This window comes from Rhodococcus sp. DN22 (assembly GCF_036669995.1).
Classification (GTDB): domain Bacteria; phylum Actinomycetota; class Actinomycetes; order Mycobacteriales; family Mycobacteriaceae; genus Rhodococcus_F; species Rhodococcus_F erythropolis.
This window is the reverse complement of sequence record NZ_CP133326.1, coordinates 3,695,623-3,721,520: the sequence shown is the minus strand read 5'-3', so window position 1 is coordinate 3,721,520 and position 25,898 is coordinate 3,695,623. Positions and strand designations below refer to the sequence as shown.

General features: G+C 62.6%; 24 protein-coding genes and 1 pseudogene. 12 read left to right on the top strand and 13 right to left on the bottom strand.

The genetic code is table 11. From position 1 onward, the window contains the following. The first annotated feature begins 31 nt into the window (after positions 1 to 31). Together RA302_RS16875 and ilvA are read left to right on the top strand one after the other, a co-directional pair. Positions 32 to 1,807, top strand: a complete 1,776-nt coding sequence (locus RA302_RS16875) for a pyruvate dehydrogenase (protein WP_030537021.1) — start codon at positions 32 to 34, stop codon at positions 1,805 to 1,807. A 78-nt stretch (positions 1,808 to 1,885) separates the two neighbouring features. Beyond that, entirely contained in the window at positions 1,886 to 3,241 is a 1,356-nt protein-coding gene (gene ilvA / locus RA302_RS16870) for a threonine ammonia-lyase IlvA (protein ID WP_007733150.1), read from the top strand. Positions 3,242 to 3,254: 13 nt separating this feature from the next. Here the strand turns inward: ilvA and RA302_RS16865 are convergent, their stop codons facing one another. Further along, on the bottom strand, positions 3,255 to 3,776 hold the full coding sequence (locus RA302_RS16865; RefSeq protein ID WP_003941685.1) for a TetR/AcrR family transcriptional regulator: 522 nt from the start codon (positions 3,774 to 3,776) through the stop codon (positions 3,255 to 3,257). A 128-nt stretch (positions 3,777 to 3,904) separates the two neighbouring features. Here RA302_RS16865 and RA302_RS16860 point away from each other — a divergent pair, with 128 nt between their 5' ends. Further along, positions 3,905 to 5,449: an MFS transporter gene (locus tag RA302_RS16860; protein ID WP_030537020.1), complete on the top strand. Its 1,545-nt coding sequence runs from the start codon at positions 3,905 to 3,907 to the stop codon at positions 5,447 to 5,449. Between the two features lie 21 nt (positions 5,450 to 5,470). On the opposite strand, the gene treZ is transcribed toward RA302_RS16860, so the two are convergent. Both treZ and RA302_RS16850 read right to left on the bottom strand, forming a co-directional pair. Next, on the bottom strand, positions 5,471 to 7,192 hold the full coding sequence (gene treZ / locus RA302_RS16855; RefSeq protein ID WP_030537019.1) for a malto-oligosyltrehalose trehalohydrolase: 1,722 nt from the start codon (positions 7,190 to 7,192) through the stop codon (positions 5,471 to 5,473). 69 nt (positions 7,193 to 7,261) lie between these two features. Beyond that, a complete protein-coding gene (locus RA302_RS16850) occupies positions 7,262 to 8,623 on the bottom strand; it encodes an NAD(P)-binding domain-containing protein (protein ID WP_338477325.1) in 1,362 nt (453 codons plus the stop codon). Between the two features lie 96 nt (positions 8,624 to 8,719). Between RA302_RS16850 and RA302_RS16845 the strand changes: the two genes are divergently transcribed. From RA302_RS16845 to RA302_RS16830, 4 genes and pseudogenes are all read left to right on the top strand, one after another. Beyond that, positions 8,720 to 9,604, top strand: a complete 885-nt coding sequence (locus RA302_RS16845) for a metalloregulator ArsR/SmtB family transcription factor (RefSeq protein WP_030537017.1) — start codon at positions 8,720 to 8,722, stop codon at positions 9,602 to 9,604. A 64-nt stretch (positions 9,605 to 9,668) separates the two neighbouring features. Next, on the top strand, positions 9,669 to 10,055 hold the full coding sequence (locus RA302_RS16840) for a metalloregulator ArsR/SmtB family transcription factor (RefSeq protein ID WP_030537016.1): 387 nt from the start codon (positions 9,669 to 9,671) through the stop codon (positions 10,053 to 10,055). Beyond that, positions 10,052 to 11,155: an ACR3 family arsenite efflux transporter gene (gene arsB / locus RA302_RS16835; RefSeq protein ID WP_003941673.1), complete on the top strand. Its 1,104-nt coding sequence runs from the start codon at positions 10,052 to 10,054 to the stop codon at positions 11,153 to 11,155. Before RA302_RS16840 ends, arsB begins: the two co-directional genes overlap by 4 nt. Then, positions 11,152 to 11,541, top strand: a pseudogene (locus tag RA302_RS16830) (arsenate reductase ArsC); the annotation flags it as partial. The gene arsB and the pseudogene RA302_RS16830, both read left to right, overlap by 4 nt. Here the strand turns inward: RA302_RS16830 and RA302_RS16825 are convergent. The 4 genes from RA302_RS16825 to RA302_RS16810 form a co-directional block, all read right to left on the bottom strand. Then, the gene (locus RA302_RS16825) at positions 11,540 to 11,866 is read right to left on the bottom strand and encodes a VOC family protein (protein ID WP_230587617.1); all 327 of its coding nucleotides are present in this window, start codon (positions 11,864 to 11,866) and stop codon (positions 11,540 to 11,542) included. The pseudogene RA302_RS16830 and the gene RA302_RS16825 overlap by 2 nt on opposite strands. A 123-nt stretch (positions 11,867 to 11,989) precedes the next feature. After that, entirely contained in the window at positions 11,990 to 12,121 is a 132-nt protein-coding gene (locus RA302_RS16820) for a hypothetical protein (RefSeq protein ID WP_256082667.1), read from the bottom strand. Further along, positions 12,118 to 12,588: a TetR/AcrR family transcriptional regulator gene (locus RA302_RS16815; RefSeq protein WP_338477324.1), complete on the bottom strand. Its 471-nt coding sequence runs from the start codon at positions 12,586 to 12,588 to the stop codon at positions 12,118 to 12,120. The genes RA302_RS16820 and RA302_RS16815 overlap by 4 nt, the downstream gene beginning before the upstream one ends. Before the next feature lie 178 nt (positions 12,589 to 12,766). Next, positions 12,767 to 14,779, bottom strand: a complete 2,013-nt coding sequence (locus tag RA302_RS16810; RefSeq protein WP_030537115.1) for an MFS transporter — start codon at positions 14,777 to 14,779, stop codon at positions 12,767 to 12,769. Positions 14,780 to 14,958: 179 nt separating this feature from the next. Here RA302_RS16810 and RA302_RS16805 point away from each other — a divergent pair, with 179 nt between their 5' ends. Genes RA302_RS16805 through RA302_RS16795 form a run of 3 tightly spaced genes read left to right on the top strand, consistent with a single transcriptional unit; the run spans position 14,959 to position 16,248 of the window. After that, positions 14,959 to 15,153 carry a DUF1918 domain-containing protein gene (locus RA302_RS16805; RefSeq protein ID WP_003941743.1) on the top strand — a complete coding sequence of 65 codons (195 nt, stop codon included), beginning with the start codon at positions 14,959 to 14,961 and terminating at the stop codon, positions 15,151 to 15,153. A gap of 57 nt (positions 15,154 to 15,210) precedes the next feature. Beyond that, entirely contained in the window at positions 15,211 to 15,834 is a 624-nt protein-coding gene (locus tag RA302_RS16800) for a TetR/AcrR family transcriptional regulator (RefSeq protein WP_030537114.1), read from the top strand. 57 nt (positions 15,835 to 15,891) lie between these two features. After that, positions 15,892 to 16,248, top strand: a complete 357-nt coding sequence (locus RA302_RS16795; protein ID WP_003941757.1) for a PLD nuclease N-terminal domain-containing protein — start codon at positions 15,892 to 15,894, stop codon at positions 16,246 to 16,248. A gap of 1 nt (position 16,249) precedes the next feature. On the opposite strand, the gene RA302_RS16790 is transcribed toward RA302_RS16795, so the two are convergent. Continuing rightward, on the bottom strand, positions 16,250 to 17,140 hold the full coding sequence (locus RA302_RS16790) for a LysR family transcriptional regulator (RefSeq protein ID WP_030537113.1): 891 nt from the start codon (positions 17,138 to 17,140) through the stop codon (positions 16,250 to 16,252). Between the two features lie 83 nt (positions 17,141 to 17,223). On the opposite strand from RA302_RS16790, the gene RA302_RS16785 reads away from it, so the two are divergent. Further along, positions 17,224 to 18,132 carry an EamA family transporter gene (locus RA302_RS16785; protein ID WP_030537112.1) on the top strand — a complete coding sequence of 303 codons (909 nt, stop codon included), beginning with the start codon at positions 17,224 to 17,226 and terminating at the stop codon, positions 18,130 to 18,132. A 34-nt stretch (positions 18,133 to 18,166) separates the two neighbouring features. Here the strand turns inward: RA302_RS16785 and RA302_RS16780 are convergent, their stop codons facing one another. Then, positions 18,167 to 18,760 (bottom strand): TetR/AcrR family transcriptional regulator, encoded by a 594-nt coding sequence (locus RA302_RS16780; protein WP_003941729.1) that lies wholly within the window; start codon positions 18,758 to 18,760, stop codon positions 18,167 to 18,169. A 55-nt stretch (positions 18,761 to 18,815) separates the two neighbouring features. Between RA302_RS16780 and RA302_RS16775 the strand changes: the two genes are divergently transcribed. After that, positions 18,816 to 19,235 carry a PaaI family thioesterase gene (locus RA302_RS16775; protein ID WP_230587613.1) on the top strand — a complete coding sequence of 140 codons (420 nt, stop codon included), beginning with the start codon at positions 18,816 to 18,818 and terminating at the stop codon, positions 19,233 to 19,235. Positions 19,236 to 19,253: 18 nt separating this feature from the next. On the opposite strand, the gene RA302_RS16770 is transcribed toward RA302_RS16775, so the two are convergent. The 4 genes from RA302_RS16770 to glgX all read right to left on the bottom strand — a co-directional run bounded on the left by RA302_RS16770 (position 19,254) and on the right by glgX (position 25,876). Next, positions 19,254 to 20,183 (bottom strand): NADP-dependent oxidoreductase, encoded by a 930-nt coding sequence (locus tag RA302_RS16770; RefSeq protein WP_338477323.1) that lies wholly within the window; start codon positions 20,181 to 20,183, stop codon positions 19,254 to 19,256. 66 nt (positions 20,184 to 20,249) lie between these two features. Further along, positions 20,250 to 21,062 (bottom strand): mycofactocin-coupled SDR family oxidoreductase, encoded by an 813-nt coding sequence (locus RA302_RS16765; protein WP_007733124.1) that lies wholly within the window; start codon positions 21,060 to 21,062, stop codon positions 20,250 to 20,252. A gap of 94 nt (positions 21,063 to 21,156) precedes the next feature. Further along, a complete protein-coding gene (gene treY / locus RA302_RS16760; protein ID WP_070160573.1) occupies positions 21,157 to 23,523 on the bottom strand; it encodes a malto-oligosyltrehalose synthase in 2,367 nt (788 codons plus the stop codon). 13 nt (positions 23,524 to 23,536) lie between these two features. Continuing rightward, positions 23,537 to 25,876, bottom strand: coding sequence for a glycogen debranching protein GlgX (gene glgX / locus RA302_RS16755; protein WP_030537109.1), 2,340 nt, complete (start codon positions 25,874 to 25,876; stop codon positions 23,537 to 23,539). Positions 25,877 to 25,898: the final 22 nt, after the last annotated feature.

Sequence of the window (25,898 nt, the reverse complement as noted above, 5' to 3'; positions counted from 1 at the left end):
CCGACTCCCGTGAGTGTGTCATGGAGGTCTGATGAGTCCGAAAACCGTTGCAGATCAATTGGTTCAGCAGCTCGTTGACGCGGGTGTCAGTCGGATCTACGGCATTGTCGGTGACAGTCTCAATCCCATCGTCGATGCGGTTCGTCGCACCGGTGGTTCCGAGAAGGGCGGAATCGATTGGATACACGTCCGGCATGAGGAAGCAGCCGCCTTTGCGGCCGCAGCGGATGCCCAGATCACCGGAAAACTCGCAGTGTGTGCCGGATCCTGCGGTCCCGGAAACCTTCACCTGATCAACGGCCTGTACGACGCTCATCGTTCGGGCGCGCCGGTCCTCGCGATCGCCTCGCACATCCCCAGCGCCCAGATCGGAATGGGTTACTTTCAGGAAACGCATCCCGAGCGGATCTTCATCGAATGTTCGAGTTACACCGAACTCGTCAGCACGGCAGTCCAATCACCACGCGTGGTGCAGTCGGCGATTCAGCATTCGGTGGCTCGAAACGGCGTCTCGGTGATCGTGCTTCCCGGGGACATCGCCGATTGTCCGGCAGAAGGCACCCCGCCGACACTCGTCGAAACCCGAAGGCCGACAGTCGTTCCGGATGCCGGTGACGTGTTGGCGTTGGCAGACGTGATCAACGGCGCACGCAAAGTTGCGATCTTCGCCGGCGCGGGCGTGCGAGATGCGCGCGCGGAGGTTCTGGCGTTGGCCGAAACCGTCGGCGCTCCCATCGGGCATTCACTGCGTGGCAAGGAATGGATCCAGTACGACAATCCATACGACGTCGGGATGACCGGATTGCTCGGTTACGGTGCGGCGCACGACGGTATCCACGGCGCCGATCTCCTGCTCCTGATCGGTACGGACTTTCCCTACGATCAGTTCTTGCCCGACGACGTTCGTACCGCTCAGATCGACATCGCGGCCGAGCGGTTGGGGCGTCGAACCAGCCTGGACCTGGCTGTGCACGGCGACGTCGCGAGCACCTTGAGCGCACTGATTCCGCAGCTCGATCGAAAGACCGACCGCGGGTTCCTGGAGGACACGCTCGCCAAGCACAACACTCTGATGACCAAAGTGGTTGGTGCATACACGGATCCGGTCAAGCAGCGCACGCCGATTCACCCCGAGTATGCGGCCTCGATCTTGGACGATCTGGCAGCCGACGACGCAATCTTCACCGCCGACACCGGGATGTGCAACGTGTGGACGGCGCGCTATCTCAATCCGAACGGATCGAGACGCTTCATCTCCTCGGCGCTGCACGGATCGATGTCCAATGCGCTCCCACATGCGATGGGTGCTGCATGGTCGAGTCCGGGGCGTCAGGTCATCTCGGTGTCGGGCGACGGTGGATTGTCGATGCTGCTCGGTGAGTTGGTCACCGTCGCGATGTACAAGTTGCCGGTCAAGATCGTGGTGTTCAACAACTCGACGCTCGGAATGGTCAAGCTCGAGATGCTGGTCGACGGCCTTCCGGATTTCGGGGTCGACGTGCCCGCGGTCGACTACGCGGCGGTTGCTGCTGCGCTCGGTATCTTCTCGCGCCGAATCGAGAATCCTGCGGACATCGAAGCGGGCCTACGCGCCGCGCTCGATCATGACGGTCCGGCCTTGGTGGATCTGGTGACCGATCCGTTGGCATTGTCGTTGCCGCCCACCATCACCGGTGGTCAGATGAAGGGCTTCGCTTTGGCGATGTCGAAGATGGTGATGAACGGCGGCGTCGGCGAGGCAGTACAGATGGCCAAGTCGAATCTGCGGAACGTGCCACGTCCCTCACAGTTGGATCCGCGCGGCTGACCTACCGCCACCCTGCCTCGCAGACCATGCGGGGCGGGGTGGTGGGAAGGTTGATCTCCGACGTGCGAAAATGGCGGGGTGTCTAACTCGCCCGATGTCGTAGTAACGAAGTCCACCGTCCCCGCGCTCGACGCGCAGGAGATCGACGCGGCCATCGAGCGAATTCAGCACGTCATTGCGGCGACGCCCCTGCAGTACAGCGATCGTCTTTCGGCGTTGACCGGGGCACACGTGTATCTCAAGCGTGAGGACCTCCAGGGCGTTCGTTCGTACAAGATTCGTGGAGCGTACAACCTGATCGCTCAGCTCAACGAGGCCGAACGCGGTGCCGGCGTAGTGACTGCCAGTGCCGGTAACCATGCGCAGGGTGTTGCTTTCGCGTGCCGAACGATGCAGATCAAGGGTCGGATCTACGTTCCGGCCAATACCCCCAAGCAGAAGCGTGATCGCATCCGCGCCCACGGCGGAGCGTTTGTCGAACTGTTCATGATCGGTGAGACCTATGACGCCGCCGCTGCTGCGGCCGCGGAGGACGTAGCCGAAACTGGCGCAACCATGGTTCCGCCGTTCGACGACGTGCGCACCGCTGCGGGGCAAGGAACCATTGCAGCGGAGATTCTGACGCAATTGGACGCCCCTCTCGACACGATCGTCGTGCCGGTCGGCGGTGGCGGTTGCATTGCGGGCATCGCCACCTACCTGCACGAGCGGTCGCCGAAGACGTCGATCGTCGGGATCGAGCCGTCCGGCGCGGCGTCCATGACGGCCGCTCTTGTTGCCGGGGGCCCGGTGACTCTTCCCGACGTCGATCCATTTGTCGACGGAGCAGCGGTCAAGAGGATCGGCGATGTTCCCTACGAGGTCGTTTCACGTCTGGGTGCCGCCGTCGTGTCGCACGCGTCGTTGCCGCTCGTTGCTCGTCAACTTCAGACGCGGTCCGGTTCGGGATCGTTTGTCGTCAATCAGATCGACGAGGGCGCTATCTGCACGGCGATGCTCGAGCTGTATCAGAGCGAGGGCATCATCGCCGAACCTGCGGGTGCGCTTTCCGTTGCGGCACTTCAGAATTTGACGTTCGAGCCGGGTTCGACCGTCGTGTGCCTGATCTCCGGTGGCAACAACGACGTCTCCCGTTACGGCGAAATTCTCGAGCGTTCGCTCGTTCACCTCGGGCTCAAGCACTACTTCCTGGTGGACTTTCCGCAGGAACCGGGAGCGTTGCGTCGCTTCCTTTCGGACGTGCTGGGGCCGGACGACGACATCGCGCTGTTCGAGTATGTCAAGCGAAACAATCGCGAGACGGGTGCCGCGTTGGTGGGTATCGAACTCGGTTCCGCCGACGGTTTGGCGGCGTTACTCGAGCGGATGGAGCGCGCGCCGATGCAGTCCGAGAGGCTCGAGCCGGGAAGCCCGGCGTACCGCTATCTGACGTAAGGGACGCCCCCGGTCAGGGCCGCAGTCGCTCGACCACCTGTCGATGCAGTTCGGGATCCGGCTGGGGGAGCCCGAGCATGGCCGCCAGATACAGGCCGTCGCCGACGAGTCGGATGATCTCGGCCTGCACAGGGTCGGCGATCTCGGTCTGAAGGCCCTTGTCCCAGCTCCGCATCACATGTGTGACGGCTTTCTGGATTTCGTCGTGTTGTCCGTCGACTGTTCTCAGTGCCGCGATGATCGACCGGAAGAGTGAGAGTTCTTCGCTTTCGTTCGCATCGGGGATCTGCAGATAGAACTCGGTGACCGTCGTACCGCCGGCTACGGCGTCGTCGAGTTGCTGATCCGAGCGTTCCCCGAGTCTGCGGACCATCGCCGCGAGGAGGGCTTCCTTGCTGGGGAAGTGATAGAGAAGTCCGCCCTTGGAAACCCCGGCTTCGGCGGCAACGCCTTCGAGCGTGACTTGGGCGACGCCGCTGACCAGCAGCAGCTTCTCCAGTGCGTCGAGAATTCGATCGCGAGTGTCGGCAGCCATGTGATGTGACCCTACCCGGAAATAACTTTACCGCTCGGACGGTTCACTGTTACCGTAGACCTACTGTACCGGCTGGACGGTGCAGTGAAGTCTTTTCGAAAGAACTCAGAGAAAGTCGCAGGGGAGCAATGTCAGTGTCGGCAGATCACACGTCTGCAATCAATCCCGACGAGGTTCGGGCGACAAAGCGTGACTGGGCGGGCTTGATAGTCCTTGCCTTTGCTGTGTTGCTCATCGCAGTCGACGGCACGGTGCTCGATCTTGCGCTTCCGTTCATCAGCGCCGACCTCGAACCGAGCAGCACGCAGTTGCTGTGGATCATCGACGTCTATTCGTTCGTGCTCGCCGGTCTGCTCATCACCATGGGTACGCTCGGCGACCGGATCGGTAGGCGAAAACTGCTCCTGATCGGCGCAGTCGGCTTCGGTCTCGCCTCGATCATCGCCGCTCTCGCTGTCAGTCCCGAGATGCTCATTGGCGCCCGCGTGCTGCAGGGTATTTCCGGTGCAACGCTGATGCCGGCCACCCTCGGTCTGATCCGCACGATCTTCGTCAACCCGCGTCAGCGCACCGAGGCGATCGGTGTCTGGGGCGCGATGGCCGGTGGCGGTACCGCGGCCGGCCCGTTGGTCGGTGGTTGGTTGCTCGAGCACTTCTGGTGGGGTTCGGTCTTCTTGATCAACATTCCGGTCATGATCGCGCTGGTTGTACTCGGCCCGATCCTGATCCCGGAGTCGAAGGACCCCAATCCGGGTCGATTCGACCTCATCAGCGCTGGTCTGTCGATGGCGACCATGTTGCCGCTGGTGTACGCGGTCAAGGAATCCGTGGTGCACGGCGTCAGCATCACGTTGCTGGTGATCGGCCTCGTTGGTCTCGCGGCGGGTTACGTGTTCGTGCGTCGTCAGCGGATGCTGAAGGATCCGATGTTGGATCTGAAGCTGTTTGCCAACGCGTCGTTCTCCACCGCCGTCATCACCAACCTGCTCTCGATCTTCGCGCTGGCAGGTGTCCTGTTCTTCGGCTCGCAGTACCTGCAGTTGGTGCTGGGTAACTCGGCGCTCGACGCCGGCCTGCTGATGCTCCCGGGTATGTTGCTCAGCGCATTCACCGCGGTTGCGGCGGCCTGGTTGATTCGCCGGTGGTCGGTGTCTCACGTGCTCAGCGCGGGCCTCGCGGTTGCCGGTATCGGTGCTGCGATGCTGCTCGCGCTCGGCGTCGACAGCGGCCCGTTGATGTTCGTGATCGGCTTCGGTCTGGCCGGTGCTGGTGTCGGTGTCGCGTTGACGTTGACATCGGATCTCGTGGTCAGCTCGGTGGAACCCGAACGCGCCGGCGCTGCGTCCGCTGTGTCGGAGACCGCGTACGAACTCGGCATCGCGCTCGGCGTGGCGATCCTGGGCAGCGTGGTGATGGCGATCTTCCGCAAGGGAATCGACACCTCGATGCTCGAAGCAGATCAGGCGCACGCTGCACAGGGCACGCTCGGCGGTGCCCTGCAGGAAGCAACGTACCTACCTGGTGAACTCGGTTCGGTGCTTGCCGATTCCGCGAAGTCGGCGTTTGTCGACGGTATGCACGTTGCTGCCGGTGCAACAGCTTTGGTTCTGTTCGTCAGTGCCGCATTGGTGTTGCGGATGCTGCGGAGTACACCAGAGAACGCGAAGCGTTAATACCGGAATCTCGAGAGTTAGTCAGCTTTCGAGTACGACGAACGAGTGCCCCGGCACCACTGTTGCGGACGCGGTCTCGTCCTGTGTCGGCGGATCCCACCAGAGGATGGGGGTTCCGCCGGCCGGGACCGAGGCCGCGTCCGTTCCCAGATTGCACACGATCTGTAATGCGCCGCGGCGCAGGGTGATCCACTGGTCGTCCTCGTTGTAGTCGACGTGCAGGTGCCCCAGCCAAGGGTCGGTGATCTCGATTCGCTTCCTGCGCAGGGCAAGTAGATCGCGATAGCAGGCCAGGACGCGAGCGCGTGTCTCGTCGTCTCGCTCGTCCCAGTCCAGTTTCGATCGCAGAAATGTCTGTGGGTCTTGCGGATCCGGAATGTCGTCACTGTTCCAGCCGTGCGCCGCGAACTCCGCTTTGCGGCCTTTGGCAGTGGCCTCGCCGAGTTCCGGTTCCGGATGCGAGGTGAAGAACTGGAACGGAGTGGTCGCTCCCCATTCCTCGCCCATGAACAGCATCGGCGTGTACGGCGAGAGCAGGACCAGCGCCGCCTTGATCGCCAATTGTCCTGGCGTCAGATAGGCGCTCGGGCGGTCCCCGATCGCGCGGTTGCCGATCTGATCGTGGGTGCACGTGTATGCGAGCAGGGCGCTGGCGGGCTGATGCGTGATGTCGATCGGCCGGCCGTGAACCCGTCCACGGAACGAGGAATACGTTCCGGCGTGGAAGAAACCGCGCCGCAATGTATTTGCAAGGGATTCCAAGGATCCGAAGTCGGCGTAATAACCCTGGCGTTCGCCGGACACGGCCGTGTGAATGGTGTGGTGGATGTCGTCGTCCCACTGCGCGTCCAAGCCGAACCCGCCGGCCGCTCGTGGCGTGATCAGAGTGGCGTCGTTGAGATCGCTTTCGGCGATCAACGTGAGCGGTCGACCCAGATGAGCCGACAGTGTTTCCGTTCGGACGGCGAGTTCCTCGAGGATGTGCGTTGCGGTGTGATCGACCAACGCGTGGACGGCGTCGAGGCGTAGACCGTCGATGTGGAAATCGCGCATCCATCGCAGGGCATTGCCGATGATGTACTCGCGAACCTCGCCCGACTGCGGGCCTCCGATGTTGATCGTTCGGCCCCAGGTGTTCGCTCCATCGGCAATGTAGGGGCCGAACTTTTCGAGGTAGTTGCCCGACGGGCCCAGGTGGTTGTAGACCACGTCAAGGATCACGCCGAGTCCGCGTTCGTGGGCCGCATTCACCAAGCGTTGCAATCCGTCCGGGCCACCGTAGATCTCGTGGACCGTGTACCAGAGCACACCGTCGTAGCCCCAGTTGTGAGTTCCGTTGAAGCCGTTGACCGGCATGATTTCCACGAAGCCGACGCCGAGGTCTACCAGGTGATCGAGACGTTCGATCGCGGCGTCGAATGTTCCTTCGGGGGTGAACGTTCCGATGTGCAGTTCGTAGACCGATGATCCTGGGAGTTGTCGTCCGGTCCACTGAGAGTCGGTCCAGGACGCCTCGTCGAGTTGGTGCAGTTGGGAGCGGAGATGCACGCCTTCGGGCTGGCGTGGTGAACGCGGATCCGGGAGTGTTTCACCGTCGACGACAAAGCCGTAGCGAGCGCGGTTGTCGCAGTCGACCTCGGCGCGCCACCACCCGTCGTCGGTCCGGTCCATCTCGTGCGTGATGCCGTCGACTTCGACCCGGACCGATTCCGGTGTGGGCGCCCAGACCTCGAATGTATGCACACGATCAGCATGCCTTGTTCGGCCGGATGTGGCAGCCCGGCGGGCTGGTTCCGTCGTCAAGGACTGTTTCTATCCGCAGGTGTTGCCGGACGGTGCAGACAGCGTGATCAGTTTCGGAGCGGGGGCGCTGCAGCATCCGCCCTCGGCTTTCCCTGTGTCGGTTTCTGCTGTGTCAGGTTCGTCGAAAATGCCTGCGCCGCCGCAGACTCCGGTCTCCGGAAGGATCAACTCGACACGGGCCGCTGCCTCGTGATCGCCGGCGAGCTCGGCTGCGATGCTGCGAACCTGCTCGTAGCCGGTCATCGCCAGGAAGGTGGGTGCTCGGCCGTAGCTTTTCATTCCTGCCAAGTACACCCCCGGCTCCGGATGGCGAAGCTCCTTCGCGCCATGCGGGTAAACGGTGCCGCACGAGTGGACGTTCGGGTCGATCAGCGGAGCAAGCTCGACCGGTGCTTGTAAGACCGCGTCGAGGCCGAGTCGAATTTCCGAGAGCCAGGACAGATCGGGGCGGAAGCCGGTCAGCGTTATGACGTTGTCCACGTTCTCGATGCGATCACCCGCATCGGAGGCAAGTATGAGTTGTCCCGAAGGGGTAGTTGTCACCTCTGCGGTGCGGAAGCCGCTGACGACGCTCAACAGGCCATCCTCGACGGCCTTCTTTGCGCGCAATCCCAGGGCGCCGCGCGCGGGCAGTTCGTCAGCGTCGCCGCCTCCGAATGCAGAGCCGATGTTTCCTCGGCGGACCGCCCAGGTGATGCGGGTGCTCGGAGCCTGCTCTGCCAACCCTGACAGCGCAACGATCGCCGTCAGCGCGGAGTGGCCACTACCTGCGATGACGGTGTGCGTTCCGGCGAACTGTGCCCGCACAGCCGGATCGTCGAGATCAGGAACCCGGTACCGGATCGCAGTACCCACAGCGCCTTCGCCGAGTGCAGGAAGACCTTCACCACCGAGCGGGTTGGGGGTGCCCCAGGTGCCGGACGCATCCACAACGGCCTGGGCGAACATCCGATCCTCGGTTCCGTCCCGGCGCCGCAGGTGAATCGAGAGGGGTTCGCTGTCGCGTCCGGCGTCGACGACCAGGTCACGTCCGCGTCGAGCTACGCCGATCACCTCGGTGTCGAACTGGACCAGGTCGGCGAGGGCCGAGGCGAGTGGTTCGAGGTAGAGCTCGCGCCATTGCCGGCCGGTCGGATAGGTCTGCCCGTCGGGTGAGCTCCATCCATTCTGGTCGAGGAGTCGCCGCGCGGCGGGGGAGACGAGTTCGGACCACCGGGAGAACAGTCGAACGTGATTCCACTCGGAGATCGCAGCACCGGCTGTGGTTCCGCGCTCGAATACAAAGGGTGTGAGTCCGCGCTCGCGCAGTTCTGCTGCGGCTGCCAGGCCGATCGGGCCGGCCCCGATCACGACAACGGGTAGGGGGTTCATTTTCGTGCCTTTCATCGACGATTATCGATCTACGGGGAACTGTATCGACGATCATCAATGTAGGCAACCATCGACAGCTGTCGATATAGTGGAGAGATGACTTCGCTGCAGACTCCGACGGTGCGAGTCGGAGATTCGGACCCGGATCAGATCCGTTCTTCCGTCCTCGCGCAGGGCGATGCCGATACCTACGCGCAGTGGTTCGCCTGCCTTGCCGAGCCGATGCGCGTCCGATTGCTTCACCGGGTAGCGAGCGCGGTCGGTGGTATTACCGTCGGAGCGCTCGCCGAGGCGTTGGGGATCGGGCAGCCGACGGTGTCGCATCACCTGCGCAAGCTCGCCGATGTGGGTTTTGTGACCATGCGTAGGGAAGGGACGAGCACGGTCGTCGCGATGAGTCCGACGTGTTGCGTTGCCTTGCCGCAGGCGGCGGATGTGGTGATGGGAGTCCTTGCTCCGCGTCCGTGCTGCCCGAGTGATCTGCCCGGCGATGTCTCTGTCCGGGCCATGGTCGACGACGACTGGGATGCGGTTCGACGTATTTACCGAGAGGGTATCGCTACCCGAAATGCCACCTTTGCCGCTGAGGTCCCCTCGCGTGAGCATCTCCACGAACGGTGGCTGCCGCAGCATCGATGGGTGGCGACTATCGGGGGTGTTGTTGTCGGATGGGCTGCGTTGAGTCCGGTTTCCGAGCGTGACTGCTACCGCGGGGTTGCCGAGAACTCCGTGTACGTTGCGGACGGCATGCGTGGTCGTGGCGTCGGAAAGGCGTTGTTGCGCAAGCAAGTCATGGCCGCCGACGCCGACGGACTCTGGACTCTGCAGACGTCGATGTTCCCGGAGAACCGTGCCTCCATCTCGCTCCATCATTCGGCCGGGTTTCGAACGGTCGGCCTTCGCGAGAAGATCGCCGAACTCGACGGCGTGTGGCGCGACACTGTTCTGCTCGAGCGTCGAACGGCGATCGCCGAGGGATGAGTCCGGGATCCGGCTGACCGGATGCCCGATTGCGCGTTGATTCGATATCTGTCAATATCGAAGAATGTCGAATCAAGAGCTGCCGGACTCCGAGGCTTGCTGCACCCCGCTCGTTCGTGAACCGTTGACCGAGGATTGGGCCGGCGACTTGTCTCGGATGTTCAAGGCCCTCGGCGATCCGGTTCGTCTCCGCTTGCTCAGCTTGGTGGCAAGTCACGAGGGTGGTGAAGCCTGCGTCTGCGACATCTCCGACTCGTTCGATCTGTCTCAGCCGACTATCTCGCATCACCTCAAGGTGTTGCGCCAGGCCGGGTTACTCGATTGTGAACGACGCGGGACCTGGGTGTACTACTGGGTTATTCCGGCTGCGCTGCAACAGCTTTCCGCCGTTCTACTGGTTGAAGGTACGAGCGTGAGTGTCGCGGACGCGTGCGTAGAGGTCACCGCATGAGCAACACCGCTGCCACCACCGAACACCCCGAAGTCGTCGGAAAACTCTCCACCCTCGACCGCTATCTGGCGGTCTGGATCGGCGTGGCCATGGTCGTCGGCCTGCTGGTTGGACGCTGGATCCCCGGTGTGAACACTGCCCTGGACAAGGTGCAGATCGACGGCATCTCGCTACCGATCGCCCTCGGTCTGCTGATCATGATGTACCCGGTCCTGGCGAAGGTCCGCTACGACCGCCTCGACACAGTCACCGGGGACAAGAAACTCCTCGCCGGCTCCCTGTTCCTGAACTGGGTTCTCGGCCCGGCGCTGATGTTCGCCCTCGCCTGGCTGTTTCTGCCTGACCTGCCGGAATACCGAACCGGTTTGATCATCGTCGGTCTCGCTCGCTGCATCGCGATGGTGATCATCTGGAACGACCTGGCCTGCGGAGACCGCGAAGCCGCCGCGGTGCTGGTCGCCATCAATTCGGTGTTCCAGGTGATCATGTTCGCCGTGCTCGGTTGGTTCTACCTCTCGGTCCTGCCCGGGTGGCTCGGCCTCGAACAGACCACCATCGACACCTCGCCCTGGCAGATTGCGAAATCGGTCCTGATCTTCCTCGGTATCCCGCTGCTGGCAGGTTTTCTGTCCCGCTTCTTCGGCGAACGCGCCAAAGGCCGCGACTGGTACGACAACAAGTTCATCCCCAAGATCAGCCCCTGGGCGCTCTACGGTCTGCTGTTCACCATCGTCGTGCTCTTCTCGATGCAGGGCGAACAGATCACCTCCCAGCCTTGGGATGTCGTCCGGATCGCGCTGCCCTTGCTCGCGTACTTCGCGCTCATGTGGGGCGGAGGCTACATCCTCGGCGCCGCAATCGGATTGGGCTATGAACGCACCACGACCCTGGCGTTCACCGCCGCGGGCAACAACTTCGAACTCGCGATCGCGGTAGCCATCGCCACCTACGGCGCCACCTCGGGGCAAGCTCTTGCCGGTGTCGTCGGCCCGCTGATCGAGGTACCGGTGCTCGTCGGGCTGGTCTATGTCTCCCTTGCTCTACGCAAACGCTTTGCAGTCGAAGAGGTTTCATCCAGTCGAGAAAGAGCGAGGTCATGAGCAAACCATCGGTGTTGTTCGTCTGCGTCCACAATGCCGGTCGATCTCAGATGGCCGCGGGATTCCTGAGCCATCTCGCAGGCGACGCCATCGAGGTCCGTTCCGCCGGATCCGCACCCGCCGAGACCGTCAATTCGGCAGCGGTCGAGGCGATGGCAGAGCGCGGTATCGACATCTCAGCGCAGTCTCCGAAGATCCTCACTGTCGACGCCGTCCAGGATTCGGATGTCGTCATCACCATGGGCTGCGGCGACACGTGCCCGATCTTCCCCGGCAAGAGTTACCGAGACTGGGTTCTCGACGACCCGGCCGGACAGGGCCTTGAAGCAGTTCGCCCGATCCGTGACGAAATCGAGCGGCGCGTTCAAGCTCTGATCGACGAACTCACGCAGATTCGCCAGGCATTGACCACGGCGACAGATTCGGACCCGCCAGACACAAACAGAACGGATGACCAGCGGGATCGAGTAGAACCCGGCAACGCTCCGGCGCGTTCTGCCGGCTACCGATTTGAGCACCGAGGCTGACAGCTTGCTCCTGTGCGATGTCCAGATCATCGACCACTAAATCCAGATGAATCTGCTTCGGTATTGCAGCCAACGGCCACGTGCTCGGGCGGTGTTCGTCGATGCGGATTGCGGTGATCTGGCCACCGCCTGTGCTGACGGTCGCAAACTTCTCAGTGTTGTACGTGATTTCGCCGCCCAGCATATTTCGCCAGAATTCCGCAAGGCGTTGTGGATCACTGCAATCGAGGGTGATCGATCCCAAGCAAGCTACAGGCATGGTCTCGACGCTACAGAATTCCTTGCTTCGGCTTCCTTTGCGGAGGCGTCATTCGTCGGTGGGCTCGATGTGTTCGGCACCGAGGACGGAGAGTCGGTATTCCTGTGCGTCCTGCTCGGTTTCGAAATCTTTCTCTTCGAGGAGATTCCGGTCGGCGTCGAGGTATCGGTAAGTAGTCATTCCTCCACCGTGTCACTGATGAACGATTCGTGCTCGGATACCGGTTCGATTTCGTCGACGGCTATTTGAATCAGCCTTCCGTAGCGCCGGATCAGATCCTCCGACGACAGTGAATCCTCACCGAGGAGTTCGAGCGTCCGCATGCCGGTGGCCAGTCCGAGCAGCAGTGAGACGACGATCTGGCTGCGTACCAAACCGGGCTCCGTGTCGCCGATGCGGCGCGCGATCCCGTGAACGTATCGTTGCTTGATCTCGGCCCGAGCGGCGGCCGGATCTGGCGCCTCGTGAACGTGTACTGCGAGCATTGCCCACGGATCGGTTTCATCGGATTCTCTACGAGCGACAAGTTTCTCGACCAGTTGACAGCCGATGTCTCCGGTGGCGTCGGCATTCGGATCCTCGTCCATCGGAGGTGCGGACGGGATCGCAGCCGAGTACAGCCGAGCTTTGCTGCCGTAGATCTTCATGACCAGGGCAGGGGAGTAGCCGGCTGCGACCGCGATGTCCTTGATGGTCGTCGATGCCTAACCGCGTTCCGCGAACAAGGCTTTCGCTGCTGTGAGGATGCTGGCTTCGCCGCTGCTCATGTCGCTCGCCTCCGCCTCGATACCCGATCGCCATGCGTTCGGTTGCTCATACTGGCGTTCATACTGTCGTCAACGGCTCGGCATCGACGGGTACGTCGAAGTCGACGACGGTGGACTGCGCGATGACCGCTATCTGACGAGCCAATGTGCCGTGTCCGCTCTCGGTCAGCGCGGTCAGGATGTACCGGCCGGATGTGGGAAGTGCGATTCCGTAGTGCCCGGTTCCGTCGGTGACCGTGGATGCGACGAATTCGCCGGTCGGTTTCGTGAGTGTGACGACGGTTCCCGAGGTTGTTCGGCCGCCGACTCCGACCTTGCCGGAGATGGTGAGGCGGTCACCGAGTTCGACGGTGTGCGTCGATTGCGCGCTGTCGAAAGCGATCACCTGCGACCTAGGGGACCAGCCGTCGGCACTCGTCACTACCAAATACCGTCCGGGCCGGGGTAGGGCGAGGGAAAAGTTGCCCTCGTTGTCGGCGCGACTCCAGTCGATCGGTCGACCCTCCATGTCCATCACGGTGACAACGGCCTGCCGGATCGGTCGGCTGTCGGCCCGGATCACACGACCGGCAACCACAATTTCCGTTTCGGACACGGCGGCGTCGGGAAGCTCGAACCCTTCCGGGGTCACCGGGCGAAGTGCCGCTTCCGGTTTTGCGCCGCGGCGAGGAATGAACGCAGCGGCAGCGGCAGCAGCCACGGCGGCGAGGGCGGCCAGCCAGAAGATGTTCTTGAAGGCGTCGATCGACGGAAGGCCCTCGCCCGGCCCGGACGGGATGACCATCGAAGTGAGCATGGCGGCAACCACCGCGCTGGACGTGGAAGTACCGACTGAGCGGAGCAGCGAATTGAGGCCGTTTGCCGACGCGGTTTCGGTAATCGGAACCGATCGCATGATCAGCATCGGCATCGCGGAGTAGGCGATTGCGGTTCCGATGCTGACCACCGCCGCGCTGATGATGATCAGTGCTATCGAACCGGTCAGGAACACTCGCGCGATGTAGGCGAGCGCGAGCACCGTGCCGCCGACGATCAGGGTGATCTTGGCTCCGAATCGCTTCGTGATGTTCGCGGAGACGGGCGCGAAGAAGACCATCGCGAGGCCTGCCGGAATCATGCACAGTCCGGCCGCCATCACGCCCAGTTCGAAGCCGTAGCCGGAGATCTTCGGCATCTGAAGTTGTTGGGTGGTGGAGAGGTTGTTCGCGTACATCGAGAAGCCGACGAGGATCGAGGCGACGTTGGTCAGCAGAACAGGCCGCTTGGCCGACGTTCGTAGATCGACCATCGGCTGGGTGACGCGGAGTTCGTAAGGGAACCACAATGCGAGAGTCACGATTCCGATGACGAACATCAGCAATGTCAGTTCGCTCGTCCATCCCCAACGGGCGCCCTTGGAGATGGCGAGGAGGATCGCCGTGAGTGCTGTCGAGAGCATGACCGCGCCCAGGAAGTCGAATTTGCCGCGGGTACGAACACTTGATTCCGGGACGACGACGGCTACCGCGATGATCAGCAGGACGCCCACGATCGCCGAGAGCCAGAAGATGGCGGGCCAGCCCAGATGCTCGAAGATCAACCCGGACAGCGGGAGCCCGAGTGCGCTGCCGATTCCGAGAGTGGCACTCATCAACGCTGTTGCCGACGCCACCTTCTCCTTGGGCAGTTCGTCGCGCATGATGCTGATTCCGACGGGGATCATCGAGATCGCGAAGCCCTGGAGACCACGTCCGATCAGCAGGGCGACAAAGTTGCCGCCGATCGCCGCGACCAGTGATCCGACCACGATCATCGTCATCGAGATCAGCATCATGCGTCGTTTTCCGAACATGTCTGCCAGGCGGGAGACGATCGGAGTGGCGACGGCACTCGTGAGGAGCGTGACGGTGACGAGCCAGGAGGCGTCGTCAGCGCTGACGCCGAGGATCTTCGGGAAATCGGGCAACAACGGAATGACCATCGTTTGTTGCAGCGCGACCACGGTGCCGGAAAGACAGAGAATTGCGGTAATGAGCCGACTTGAACGGCGAGTGGTCGGAGACGAGTGCAATGCCAAGAGACGGTCCTTCACGCGGCGATGGTGAACGGGAATTCACCCATGAGTGAACCACTGTTCACCCGTCGGTGTCACCTTCGGTGAATATGCGATTTCTCACGACGGCAACTCGCCCCAGGGTTTCCGAGTCGGCATGGCGGGAACAACGTCAGTGGTTGGTCTGCGCCTGCGCGAGCGGGCAGCGAGGAGGAGTGATGCATGCCGAAGTGGGTGACCGTCTCCACGTCCAGGGGCGCGTGGTGGGGCAGGCGGAGGTAACTGCCGAGGTTCTCGAGGTGCACGGCGAGGACGGCGGTCCTCCCTATCTGGTCAGGTACGACAACGGCCACGAGGCGTTGGTGTTTCCCGGTAGCGATGGCTGGATAGACCACCCCGGAAAAGGCTCCTGAGCTGCACGATTCTTTCCATGCATGGTCGTTGCATCGAATGCGGCTAAAGTGTGCGCAATGGAGGGCAGACGCCAGTACCACTCCCGCGTGCGTGAAGCTTCCGCGCAGCGAACGCGTGAACTCATTCGTGATGCGGCGACGGCCTTGTTTGTTCGAGACGGGTATGTCAGTGCCACCGTCAAGCAGATTGCCGCCTCGGCCGGCGTCGCCGATCGGACGGTGTTCACAGCCTTCCCCGGCGGGAAACTCGAGATCTTCGAAGCGGCCCTCGCTGCGGCGCTCGATGCCGAAGAGGTTCCACTCGGCGCGCCGAACCTGGCCTCGGACCCCGATGACGTTCGCCGGATCGTCTCCCAGATCGTGGCTCAGGGCATCGGACTGCTCGAACGTGCCGGCGCTCTGATGATGGTCGCGGTCGAATCCTCGGGTGCGGATGCCGACATGCGTCGACTATCCGAGGAGTCGTCGGATCAGTCGGCCGTCAATGCGATGTCGATAGCCGAGGGTCTCTCCGAGCATGGCTTGTTGAGGCCTGAGATTTCGCTCGAGAAAGCTGCGGGCATACTTGCCGCTTTCGTCTCGCCTCAGCTTCATCAGCAATTGCGTCGGGTCAGTGGATGGGACGTCGATGCGTACCGAGGATGGCTCGAGTTCAACATTCGCCAGAATCTAATGTACTAATTGGTCTGTTTTCGTTAGCATGGCGAGGGTTTTTTATTCTCGGGAGGAATCGCCAGCGTGCCCTATGCCTTGTTCGGCCTCATCACGATGTTGCTGTGGATTTTCTGCATCGTCGACGCCATCACGAGAGATGACGCCTACATCCAGTACCTACCCAAGGTCGTCTGGATTCTGATCATCATCTTCCTTCCTACTTTGGGATCGGTTCTGTGGCTGGTGGTCGGGCGCGGACAGAACGCGCCCCGCGGTTACGTCGGCCCAACCGGATACGGCGAATACGAGCGCCCGGGACGTGCCGTTGCGCAGGATCCGGCGGCGGACGAAGCCTTCTTGCGTCAGTGCCGCGAGCGGGCGGAAGAGCAGCGTCGAATTGCCAAGCAGCAGCGCCGCGACGGCGACGCTGATCGGATGTGAGTTATCGGTAGGCCGTGAGTCGGTCCAACACGAGCCGAAGCGGCGGCCACGACGATCGGCCGCGACGCGTCACCGCATAGGCAGTGAGGATGACGGGCGGATCGACGAGTGGTTCGACGCGCACGCCTTCGCGAGTCTTGCGTTCGAGCGGCATCAGCCCCACGCCGTAACTACTGAGGATCAAGAGTTCGACCAAGTCGAGACTGTCGATCTGGTGAGTGATCCGAGGGGTGAACCCGGCCAGCGACGCGAGGGTTCGCACAGCGCGCTCGTCTGCCGTGTTGCGTGAGTTCACTATCCATGACGTGTCGGCGAAGGCGCGGAGATCGATTCCGGATTCTGTGGACTTGTCGGGAGCTTTGGCGTCGTCGGGAACACACAGTCCCCAGGGCGTCGACCAGAGCGGAATTGCTTCGAGTAGTGGGCTCGGCGACGCGGGGGCAAGGTTGTAGTCGTACGTCAGTGCGAGGTCTAGATCGTCGCGTTCGAGGAGTGCAAAAGCCTCGACGGGTTCGTATTCGTAGATCATCACGTCCACCTGCGGGTGACTGCGTTGCAGGCTTCGAGCGACGGGGAGCATCGCGGTTCTGATCGCAGTTGCGAATCCGCCGACTCGCAGGGTCCCCACCGGTTCCGCGTCCGGATCGAGGTCCAGGCGAGCTGCATCGACGGCTGCCAGGATGGTGACGGCATGATCGGCCAGTCGTTGACCGGCCGGCGTCAGCCGCACCCGGCGACCGTCGGGCTCGATCAGTGCGGTACCGGTCTCCGCGGTCAAGGCCGCGAGTTGTTGGGACACTGTCGACGTCGTGAGGTTGTGCGCTTCGGCGACTGCACGCATCGAACCCAAGCGGGAGAGTTCGAGGAGGAGATGGAGTCGACGGGTTTCCATCCTTCGATCATTCACTAATCGTGAACATAATGTAGGTCAAAATCGCGTGGACACGAACGGTTGGCCTCCCGTTCAATTCAGCTATGGATACGAAAGCGCGGGCCGGAGTGGGCCTGGCTGTTTTGGCGATGTTGTGCGTGCAGCTCGGGCTCGCCGTGTCGGTGGGCCTGATCGATCAGCTCGGCGCAGACGGAGCGGCGTGGCTACGACTCGCCTGGGCAGGCATCATTCTTCTGATCATCGTCAGGCCCCGCCCTTCGGCGTTCACTCGCAAGGCGTTTCTGGCTTGCGTGGTTCTGGGTGTGGTCACCGCAGGCATGACGCTCCTGTTCATGGCAGCGGTGGAGCGCCTTCCGCTGGGAACAGCAAGCGCATTGGAATTCTTGGGTCCGCTGACGGTTGCTTTGCTCCGGGGGCGTGGCCGCGTTCTGTGGCCGGTTCTGGCAGGCGTGGGCGTCGTGCTTCTCACCGAACCGTGGGCCGGGACAGTCGATCTGGTCGGTGTGGCGTACGCACTCGGTGCGGCGCTCTGCTGGGCGATGTACATTTTGCTCACCCAGCGCGTCGGCGACGAGGTTGCCGGTATCAACGGGCTGGCGGTGTCGATGGCGGTAGCCGGGTTGGCCGCGACAATTGCCGTAGGCCACTCGGCTATCGGGCGGCTGACTCCGCATCTGATTCTCGTGGGCCTCGGACTCGCGATCTTGCTGCCCGTCGTGCCGTTCGTTCTGGAGATGGTCTCGTTGCGAAGGCTGTCCACGGCGGCGTTCGGCACGCTGATGAGTCTCGAGCCTGCTTTCGCGCAGCTTATCGGTCTGGTTGTGCTGCAACAGGTTCCGAGTGTTCTGGCCGTGGCAGGTATCGCGTGCGTCGTCGTCGCAGGGATCGGCGCGGCCCGCGGTGGTGCTCGGGATGGTGCTCGGGATGGCGCCCGGAAGCCGACTGAGCCACCCTCCGATTCCGAGCGAACGTACCTTTCGGCGCCTTCATGAGACCGAGAGTGCCGTTCGCTCAGGTCGCGTTCGCTCAGTGCGAGTGCGCCGCGGCGATTGCTCCGTCGAACACGTCGGCGACCTCGCCGAGGGAATCGAGAATCGGCTGACCGGATCGTTCGACGCGAGCCCGCACCAGCGAGCCCTCGAGCGCGGACACTGCCAGGACGGCAAGCCGTTCCGCTCGCGCACGTCCGACCCCGGACGCGATCAGTGTGTCGCGCAGTAGCGAAGTCCACTGTCGATACACCGCCTGTCCGGCGGCTGTCACGCTCTCCGAATCGGGGGCAAGTTCCAACAACACCGTCGTGATCGGCGAGCCTTCGTGGAAATCCGAATCGCTCACCCATCCGGCGAGCAACCGCGCGTACTCGCGCAGCAGCGACCCGGCGTCCGATTGGCTGTCGGCGAGTTCGGTCAGGGTGTCGGTGACCAACTGCCCGCCGACGCGGACGACCTCTTCGCCGATCTGCTCTTTGCCGCCGGGAAAGTAGTGGTAGAGCGAACCTTTCGGCGCCCCGCTCGACTTGAGGATCTCGTTGAGGCCCGTTGCCGCATACCCCTGGCGGCGAAACAGATCGGCCGCAGCTCGTACGAGTGCTTCGCGGTGTTTCGGGGGAGTCGCCACGAGTTGGAGCTTAAACACCCCAGCGATCCACCACAATCTATGTAGACTGGTCTACATGGGAAATTCTGAAATGCTCGAACAGTTGCGCGCGGTCAACGCCTCGGCGGCCTTCAACCGGTGGGCCGGATTCGAAGTCACGGAGGCCGAACCGGGTCGCGTTTGTCTGCGGCTCGAATGGCGTGAGGATCTGGGCCAGTACTCGGGACACCTGCACGCTGCGCTCGTGGCGGGACTCGTCGACACCGCGTGCGGATTTGCTGCTTTCACCCAGGTAGGTGTCGTGGCGGCGTCCAACTGCGCGGTCAATTTCGTGAGTCCGGGCGTCGGAACCGCATTTGTCGCTACGGCGCGCTCGGTCAAGGCCGGGCGCAAGCAGGTGTTCGTCACTGCCGAGGTACATGCCGAACGCGAAGGCGAATCGGTGCTCGTCGCGTTCGGCACCACCCTGTTGGTTCCACTCGCCCCTAAGGCCTAGGCAAGACAGAGCTGAAGGTCACGGAACGAGGATGAACTTTCCCGCGGGGTGCGAACTCTGCAACTCGGTGTGAGCGAGTGCCACGTCCGCTAGCGGGAAGGTCTTGGCGATCTTCACGATGAGGTGTCCGGAACCGGCTTGTTCGACAAGTTCGGATCGTGCCTTCAAATGCGCTTCCGCACTTGCCGGATTGCCTCCGCCGACGGACGCGAAGCCGTCGGTCTGGGCGCGTCCGAACGCGACGATGGTGACGATGCGACTCTTGTCGGTGACCAAAGCCAGAGATGCATCGACGGCTTCGTCCGTTCCGGCGGTGTCGAACGCCGCATCGACGCCGTTCGGCGCGAGTTCACGGACACGCGCTTCGAGGCCGTGGCCGTAGAGCACAGGCGTGGCGCCGAGCGAGCGCACGTAATCCTGATTCGAGGCTCCCGCAGTGCCGATCACCGTAGCTCCGCGACCAACTGCCAGCTGAACAGCGATCGCGCCGACGCCGCCGGACGCGCCGTGGATGAGAACGGTGTCGCCGGAACCGACCCGAATGGTGTCGAGGGCGTCGACTGCAGTTCCGCCGACCAGAAGGAGGCCGGCTGCCTGTTCCCAGCTGATGCCTGCGGGCTTCGCGGTGACAGAGGAGACCGGCACGACTACTTGTTCGGAGTAGAGGCCGTTGCCGGGGCTGACGATCACTTCGTCGCCGACGGTCACATTTGTGACGCCGTCGCCGACAGCCGAGACGACGCCCGCTGCCTCGCCGCCGAGGTGGATGGGAAGTTTCTCGGGGTCGGTGCCGAAAGCGCCGCTGTAGAGCTTGAAGTCGAAGGGATTGACGCCGATCGCCTTCACGTCGACCAGGACTTCACCTGATTTCGGCGCCGGTAAATCGACGTCCACCAGCTTCAGGACCTCGGGCGTGCCGTACGTCTGCGCTACAACAGTTTTGGTCATGTCTCGCGCAACCGTCCTCGGGGAAGCGATATTCCCCGAGGACGGGAAAAACTCGAGAAGATTCGATCAGCGGATCAGGGTGCCCAGATCGAGCGGCATCGCGATGCCGGTGATGTGATGGGCCTCGTCGGAACCGAGGAACGCGACGGCGGCGGCGATGTCCTCCGGCTGGCTGACCGGGTCGGGCAAGGTCTGCATGAAGATCGGACCGAGTGTGTGGGCGTTGGCGTCGATGAGCGGCCGCATGTCCGTCATCTGCATTCCGGTTTCCACGCCGTGTGGGTGGATGGTGTTGACCCGAATGTTGTACTGCCCCAACTCCGAGGCCATCGTCTTGGCCAGACCGGTGATGCCGTGTTTGCTCGCGACGTAATGGCCGAGGAAGGGGAGGCCGCGCAGGCCGGCGACGGAGCTGGTGAAGATGATCGAGCCACCGGTGCCTTGCTTGATCAGGTGCGGGATCGCTGCCTTGGCGGTGTGGAAGACGCCGGTCAGGTTGACGTCGAGCGTTTCCTGCCACTGCTCGGGCGTGATTTCCCAGGACATGTTGGCAGAACAGATTCCGGCGTTCGCGACGACGACGTCAAGTCGCCCCAATTCGTCGATGCCGGCCGCGAGCGCCGCGGACAGTGCAGAGAAGTCGCGAACGTCGGTCTTGGTAGCGACAATTCGACGGTCCAGGGCCTTGACCAGTTCGACTGTCTCGGCCAGGTCGTCGTCGGTGGCGCCGGCATACGAGGTGGATTCGAATTGAACACACGCGTCGACGGCGATGATGTCTGCGCCCTCTTCTGCCAGCCGGACAGCTTCGGCGCGCCCCTGACCACGGGCGGCTCCGGTGATGAAGGCAACTTTTCCGGTGAATCGACTGGCGGCCATGCTCAAACCTCCGACTAGTGGTGATGATCTGCTCTTCGGAAGTTAGCGCGACGAAGTTCTTTTCGGGGGTGAATGCCCAGTCAGCGGAAACCGCTCAGCGCACCCTGTTCAACAGGGCACATGGCCCGGCAGCGAAGATGTCCCGCGCATCCGAAGACAAGACGGGTTGTCCGCTCAGTGCGTCGACCCATTCGCCATCTGGCAGGTCCACTCGCGTATCTCTCCAACCGTGCGACGAGAGTCTGAGCGAATGTCGCGTCGCCAGAGCAACGACCATAGGCGGATCACCTGCCGGGCCGCGCGAGAAGCCGACCAGATGACCGGATCCGGAACCTGAAGCGAAGACCGGCCGGTACTCACCGTGATCGAACCACGAGGGGTTCTCCCGCCGCAGTGTCAGTGCCGTGCGAACGAGGTGCAACTTTGCGGTTCCTGTTGCGTCGATCGGCGCGGCGCCGGAATCGAGCAGTGATCGCCTCGTTCCGTAGTCGACAAGCCGCCGGTTGTCCGGATCGACCAACGAGTCCTCCCACAGCTCAGTGCCCTGGTAGACGTCGGGAACGCCGGGCCCGAGAAGTTGGAGCAGCTTTTGGCCGAGAGAGTCCGACCAGCCGTGACGCGCGATCCGGCCGACGAATTCGCTGACCGAATCACCGACCGGGCCGTCGATCACCTCGTCGATCCAGCGGTGCACTGCCGACTCGAAGTCGACGTCCGGATCGTTCCACGAAGTCCTGGCGCCGGACTCGCGGACGGCTTTCTCCGCATAGGCGTGCAAACGCTCGCGCAGCTCTGGAACCGAGGCTGCCGAGCGGCCGTCCGTCGGCCACACACCGATGATGTTCTGCCACAAGAACAATCCGGTAAGCGGATCAGGGCTGGGGCACACGTCTTCCCACTCGCGAATCAGCCGGGCCCACAGGGTCGGCACTTGAGACACAACACCGATCCGTGCCCGCACGTCCTCGCCGCGTTTGGTGTCGTGAGTGGACAGACTCGTCATCGCGCGCGGCCACCGCTTCGCTCGGTCCGCGTTGTGGAGATGGAATTCGGCGACGGAGACGGCAAGCGATGCAGGGTTGCCGCCGACTTCCTGACGTGAGACCAGGCGCGCCGTCCGATAGAAGAGTCGATCTTCGACGGACTTGGCCATGACAGCGCCACACACCTGCTGGAAGCGAACTGAGGCCTCACCGCTGTTCACCAGGGATTGCGCCAACACGTTGAACGATGGTTCATGTCCGGGAGCCAATTCGTGCATGTCACCGACGATCCGAGCGGCCAAACCGGCGAGGGGACTGTAGTCGGATCGGTACACCGGCATCCGAGCGATCGCGACGACAACTGCGTCGTTCAGTTCGGTTTCACTGCAACGACTTCCGGTTTCGCGTCGGATTGCACGCACGAGCCTGCGAACCTCCGGTGCAAGGTCACCGCGCCCGGTGTCGCGTTTGAACTGACGTTCGGTGTGATGCAACCATGCACTGTCCCCGTCGTCGCCGGTCAGATCTGCCGAGAGTTCGGTCAATTCGAGTTCGGCGGCGGGATCGACGAAAACGCCGCCCAGCTGATTGAGGGCGTCGTATCCGGTGGTGCCGTCGATCGGGAGCATCGGATCGAGTGGTTCCGTATGGCCGAGGATCTTTTCGATCACGAGCCACTGATCTGGTCCGATCAGTTCTCGCAGGCGCCCGAGATATTCCGCCGGATTCGCGAGTCCGTCCGGGTGATCGATGCGAACGCCGTCGATCAGTCCTTCGTCGACCCACGACTTCACTTGCCGATGGCAGAGTTCGAAGACTTGGGGGTCCTCCTGGCGCAGCGCAGCGAGTTCGTTGACGGCGAAGAACCGTCGGTAATTGACGATCCCTGCGTTCCACGGTACGAGTCGGTACGACTGCCTGGAGTGCACCTCCTGTGGAGATCCGAATTCAGTACCGGCAGCGATGGGGAAGCGGTGCTCGTAGAACGCGAGAAGTGTTTCCTCGCCATCTTTCTCGACAGTCAGTGCGTCGAGATCGTCCGGGCTGCCCAGTACCGGGAGTGAGAGTTTGCCGTCGGCGCCGTTGGCTCCGTTGTCCTCGGCCCAATCGATGTCGAAGAAATGCGCGTACTCCGACGACTGCCCGTGCGTGAGAACGTCCCACCACCAAGCATTTTCGCGAGGTTTGGCGACACCGACATGGTTGGGGACCAGATCGACGATCAGGCCCATCCCACGTGATCGAATGGCGCGCGAGAGCTCCACCAGGGCCTCGCGGCCACCAAGTCCTTCGGACACGGTTGTCGGATCGGTGACGTCGTAGCCGTGCGTCGATCCGGACGTTGCCGTGAGGATGGGGGAGAGATAGAGATGTGAGACCCCCAATGCCTCGAAGTAGTCCACCTGTGCGGCCGCATCACGAAGAGTGAATGCATCCGGTCGCAACTGCAGTCGGTAGGTGCTGGTTATCGGGGCCATGTGCACGTCTCCCTCAAGCGGTTCTGCGAAGTACCGTCAATGCTCGCGCTTTTACATCCAATGTTGTTCCGGCTTTGATCACGGTATCGCTCTCACCGGTGGGGACCGAGGTGTCGAGTACGACGGTCCACTCCGACGCGTAGTCCGCGTTGGGGGTGGAGAATTCGAGATCTTCGTAGTGGGCGTTGAAGCAGAGAAGGAACGAATCTCCGGTGACGCGCTCGCCACGGTAGTTCGGTTCCGGGATCGCGTCACCGTTGAGAAAGACAGCCAACGACTTGCCGAAACCGCTGTCCCAGTCGGCCGGAGTCATCTCTTCGCCAGACGGCGTGAGCCAGGCGATGTCGCGACTCTGATCGCCGCTTCGAATAGGTCGCCCCTCGAAGAATCGACGACGCCGGAAGACCGGGTTCTTGGCGCGCAAGGCAATTGCGCGCTTGGTGAACTCGACGAGGTCGGCGTTGGTTTCCGCGAGAGTCCAATCCATCCATGACAGTTCCGAATCCTGGCAGTAAACGTTGTTGTTACCCTGCTGAGTTCGGCCCATCTCGTCGCCGTGAGCAAGCATCGGGGTGCCCTGGCTGAGCATCAGCGTAGCCAGTATGTTCCGGCTCTGACGGCCACGCAGTTCGAGGATTTCCGGGTCGTCGGTGGGGCCTTCGACCCCGCAGTTCCAAGATCGGTTGTGCGATTCGCCGTCGTTGTTGTTCTCGCCGTTGGCTTCGTTGTGCTTCTCGTTGTACGAGACTAGGTCGTGGAGGGTGAAACCGTCGTGAGCGATGACGAAGTTGATGCTCGCGCCAGGGCGACGTCCGGTGGCCTCGTAGAGATCAGAGGATCCGGTGAGACGGGAGGCGAACTCCCCCAGCGTTGCCGGCTCACCACGCCAGTAGTCGCGGACGGTGTCGCGGTATTTGCCGTTCCATTCGGTCCACAGGCCGGGGAAGTTGCCGACCTGGTAACCGCCTTCGCCGACGTCCCACGGTTCGGCGATCAGCTTCACCTGACTGACGATCGGATCCTGTTGCACGAGATCGAAGAAGGCCGAAAGGCGGTCCACGTCGTGCAGTTCACGGGCGAGTGTCGAGGCGAGGTCGAAGCGGAAACCGTCGACGTGCATCTCCGTGACCCAGTACCGCAGAGAGTCCATGATCAATTGCAGCGTATGCGGATGACGGGCGTTGAGGCTGTTGCCCGTTCCGGTGTAGTCCATGTAGTGCTCTTCGTCGCCGTCGACCAGGCGGTAGTAGGCGGCATTGTCGATTCCGCGGAAGCTGATGGTCGGCCCCATGTGATTGCCCTCGGCGGTGTGGTTGTAGACCACGTCGAGGATCACTTCGATACCCGCCTGGTGGAAGCTGCGCACCATGGCTTTGAATTCCGCTACGGCCGCATCGGGTTTCGTGGCCGAGGAGTAGTCGGTGTGCGGAGCGAGAAAGCCGAAGGTGTTGTAACCCCAGTAGTTTCGCAGACCTTGGTCGAGAAGCACCTGATCGTGCATGAACTGGTGGACCGGCATCAGTTCGATCGCCGTGACACCCAGATCGGTGAGGTGCTCGATGATCACCGGATGAGCGAGCCCCGCGTACGTGCCGCGCAATTCCTCCGGAACTCCGGGATGCGTCGCGGTCATACCCTTGACGTGCGCTTCGTAGATGACCGTCTCGTGATACGGACGCTTCGGCGAGTGGTCGGACGCCCAATCGAAGAACGGGTTGATGACGACGGTCGACATCGTATGGCCGAGCGAATCATGTTGGGGGAAAGGGATGGTGGCGGGTTCGTCGACGAGTGGTTCCGGCTCGAAGGGTTCGGGCTCGAGGATCTCGTCCGATTCCTGATCGCCCGTGGGCGAGTCGTCTTCGAGGCCCACCTCGTCCGATTCGGCTTCCGAACTCGTTTCGTCGGTAGCCTCTTGCGGCCCCACGGCGGGAGATTCGTCGTCTCCTGAAGGTTCGGGGTCCGCCGCCGATTCGACGTCGTACGAGAACAGCGAACGGTCTCCGTCGAAGTCTCCGTCGAACGCTTTTCCGTACGGGTCCAGCAGGAGTTTGCTCGGATCGCATCGCAGACCTGCAGCCGGATCGTACGGCCCGTGTACGCGGTAGCCGTATCGCTGGCCGGGGGATACCGACGGAAGGTACGCATGCCAGACGTAACCGTCGACCTCGTCCATCCGAATGCGGGTTTCGGTTCCGTCCTTGGCGATCAGGCACAGCTCGACGGCCTCGGCGACCTCGGAGAAGAGCGAGAAATTGGTCCCAGCGCCGTCGTAGGTGGCACCGAGTGGGTACGCACTGCCAGGCCATACCGGGATGGGAGTGGCTGAGGTCTCGCTCGGCGGTTGATCCATGAATCAGACCCTATCGGGTGCA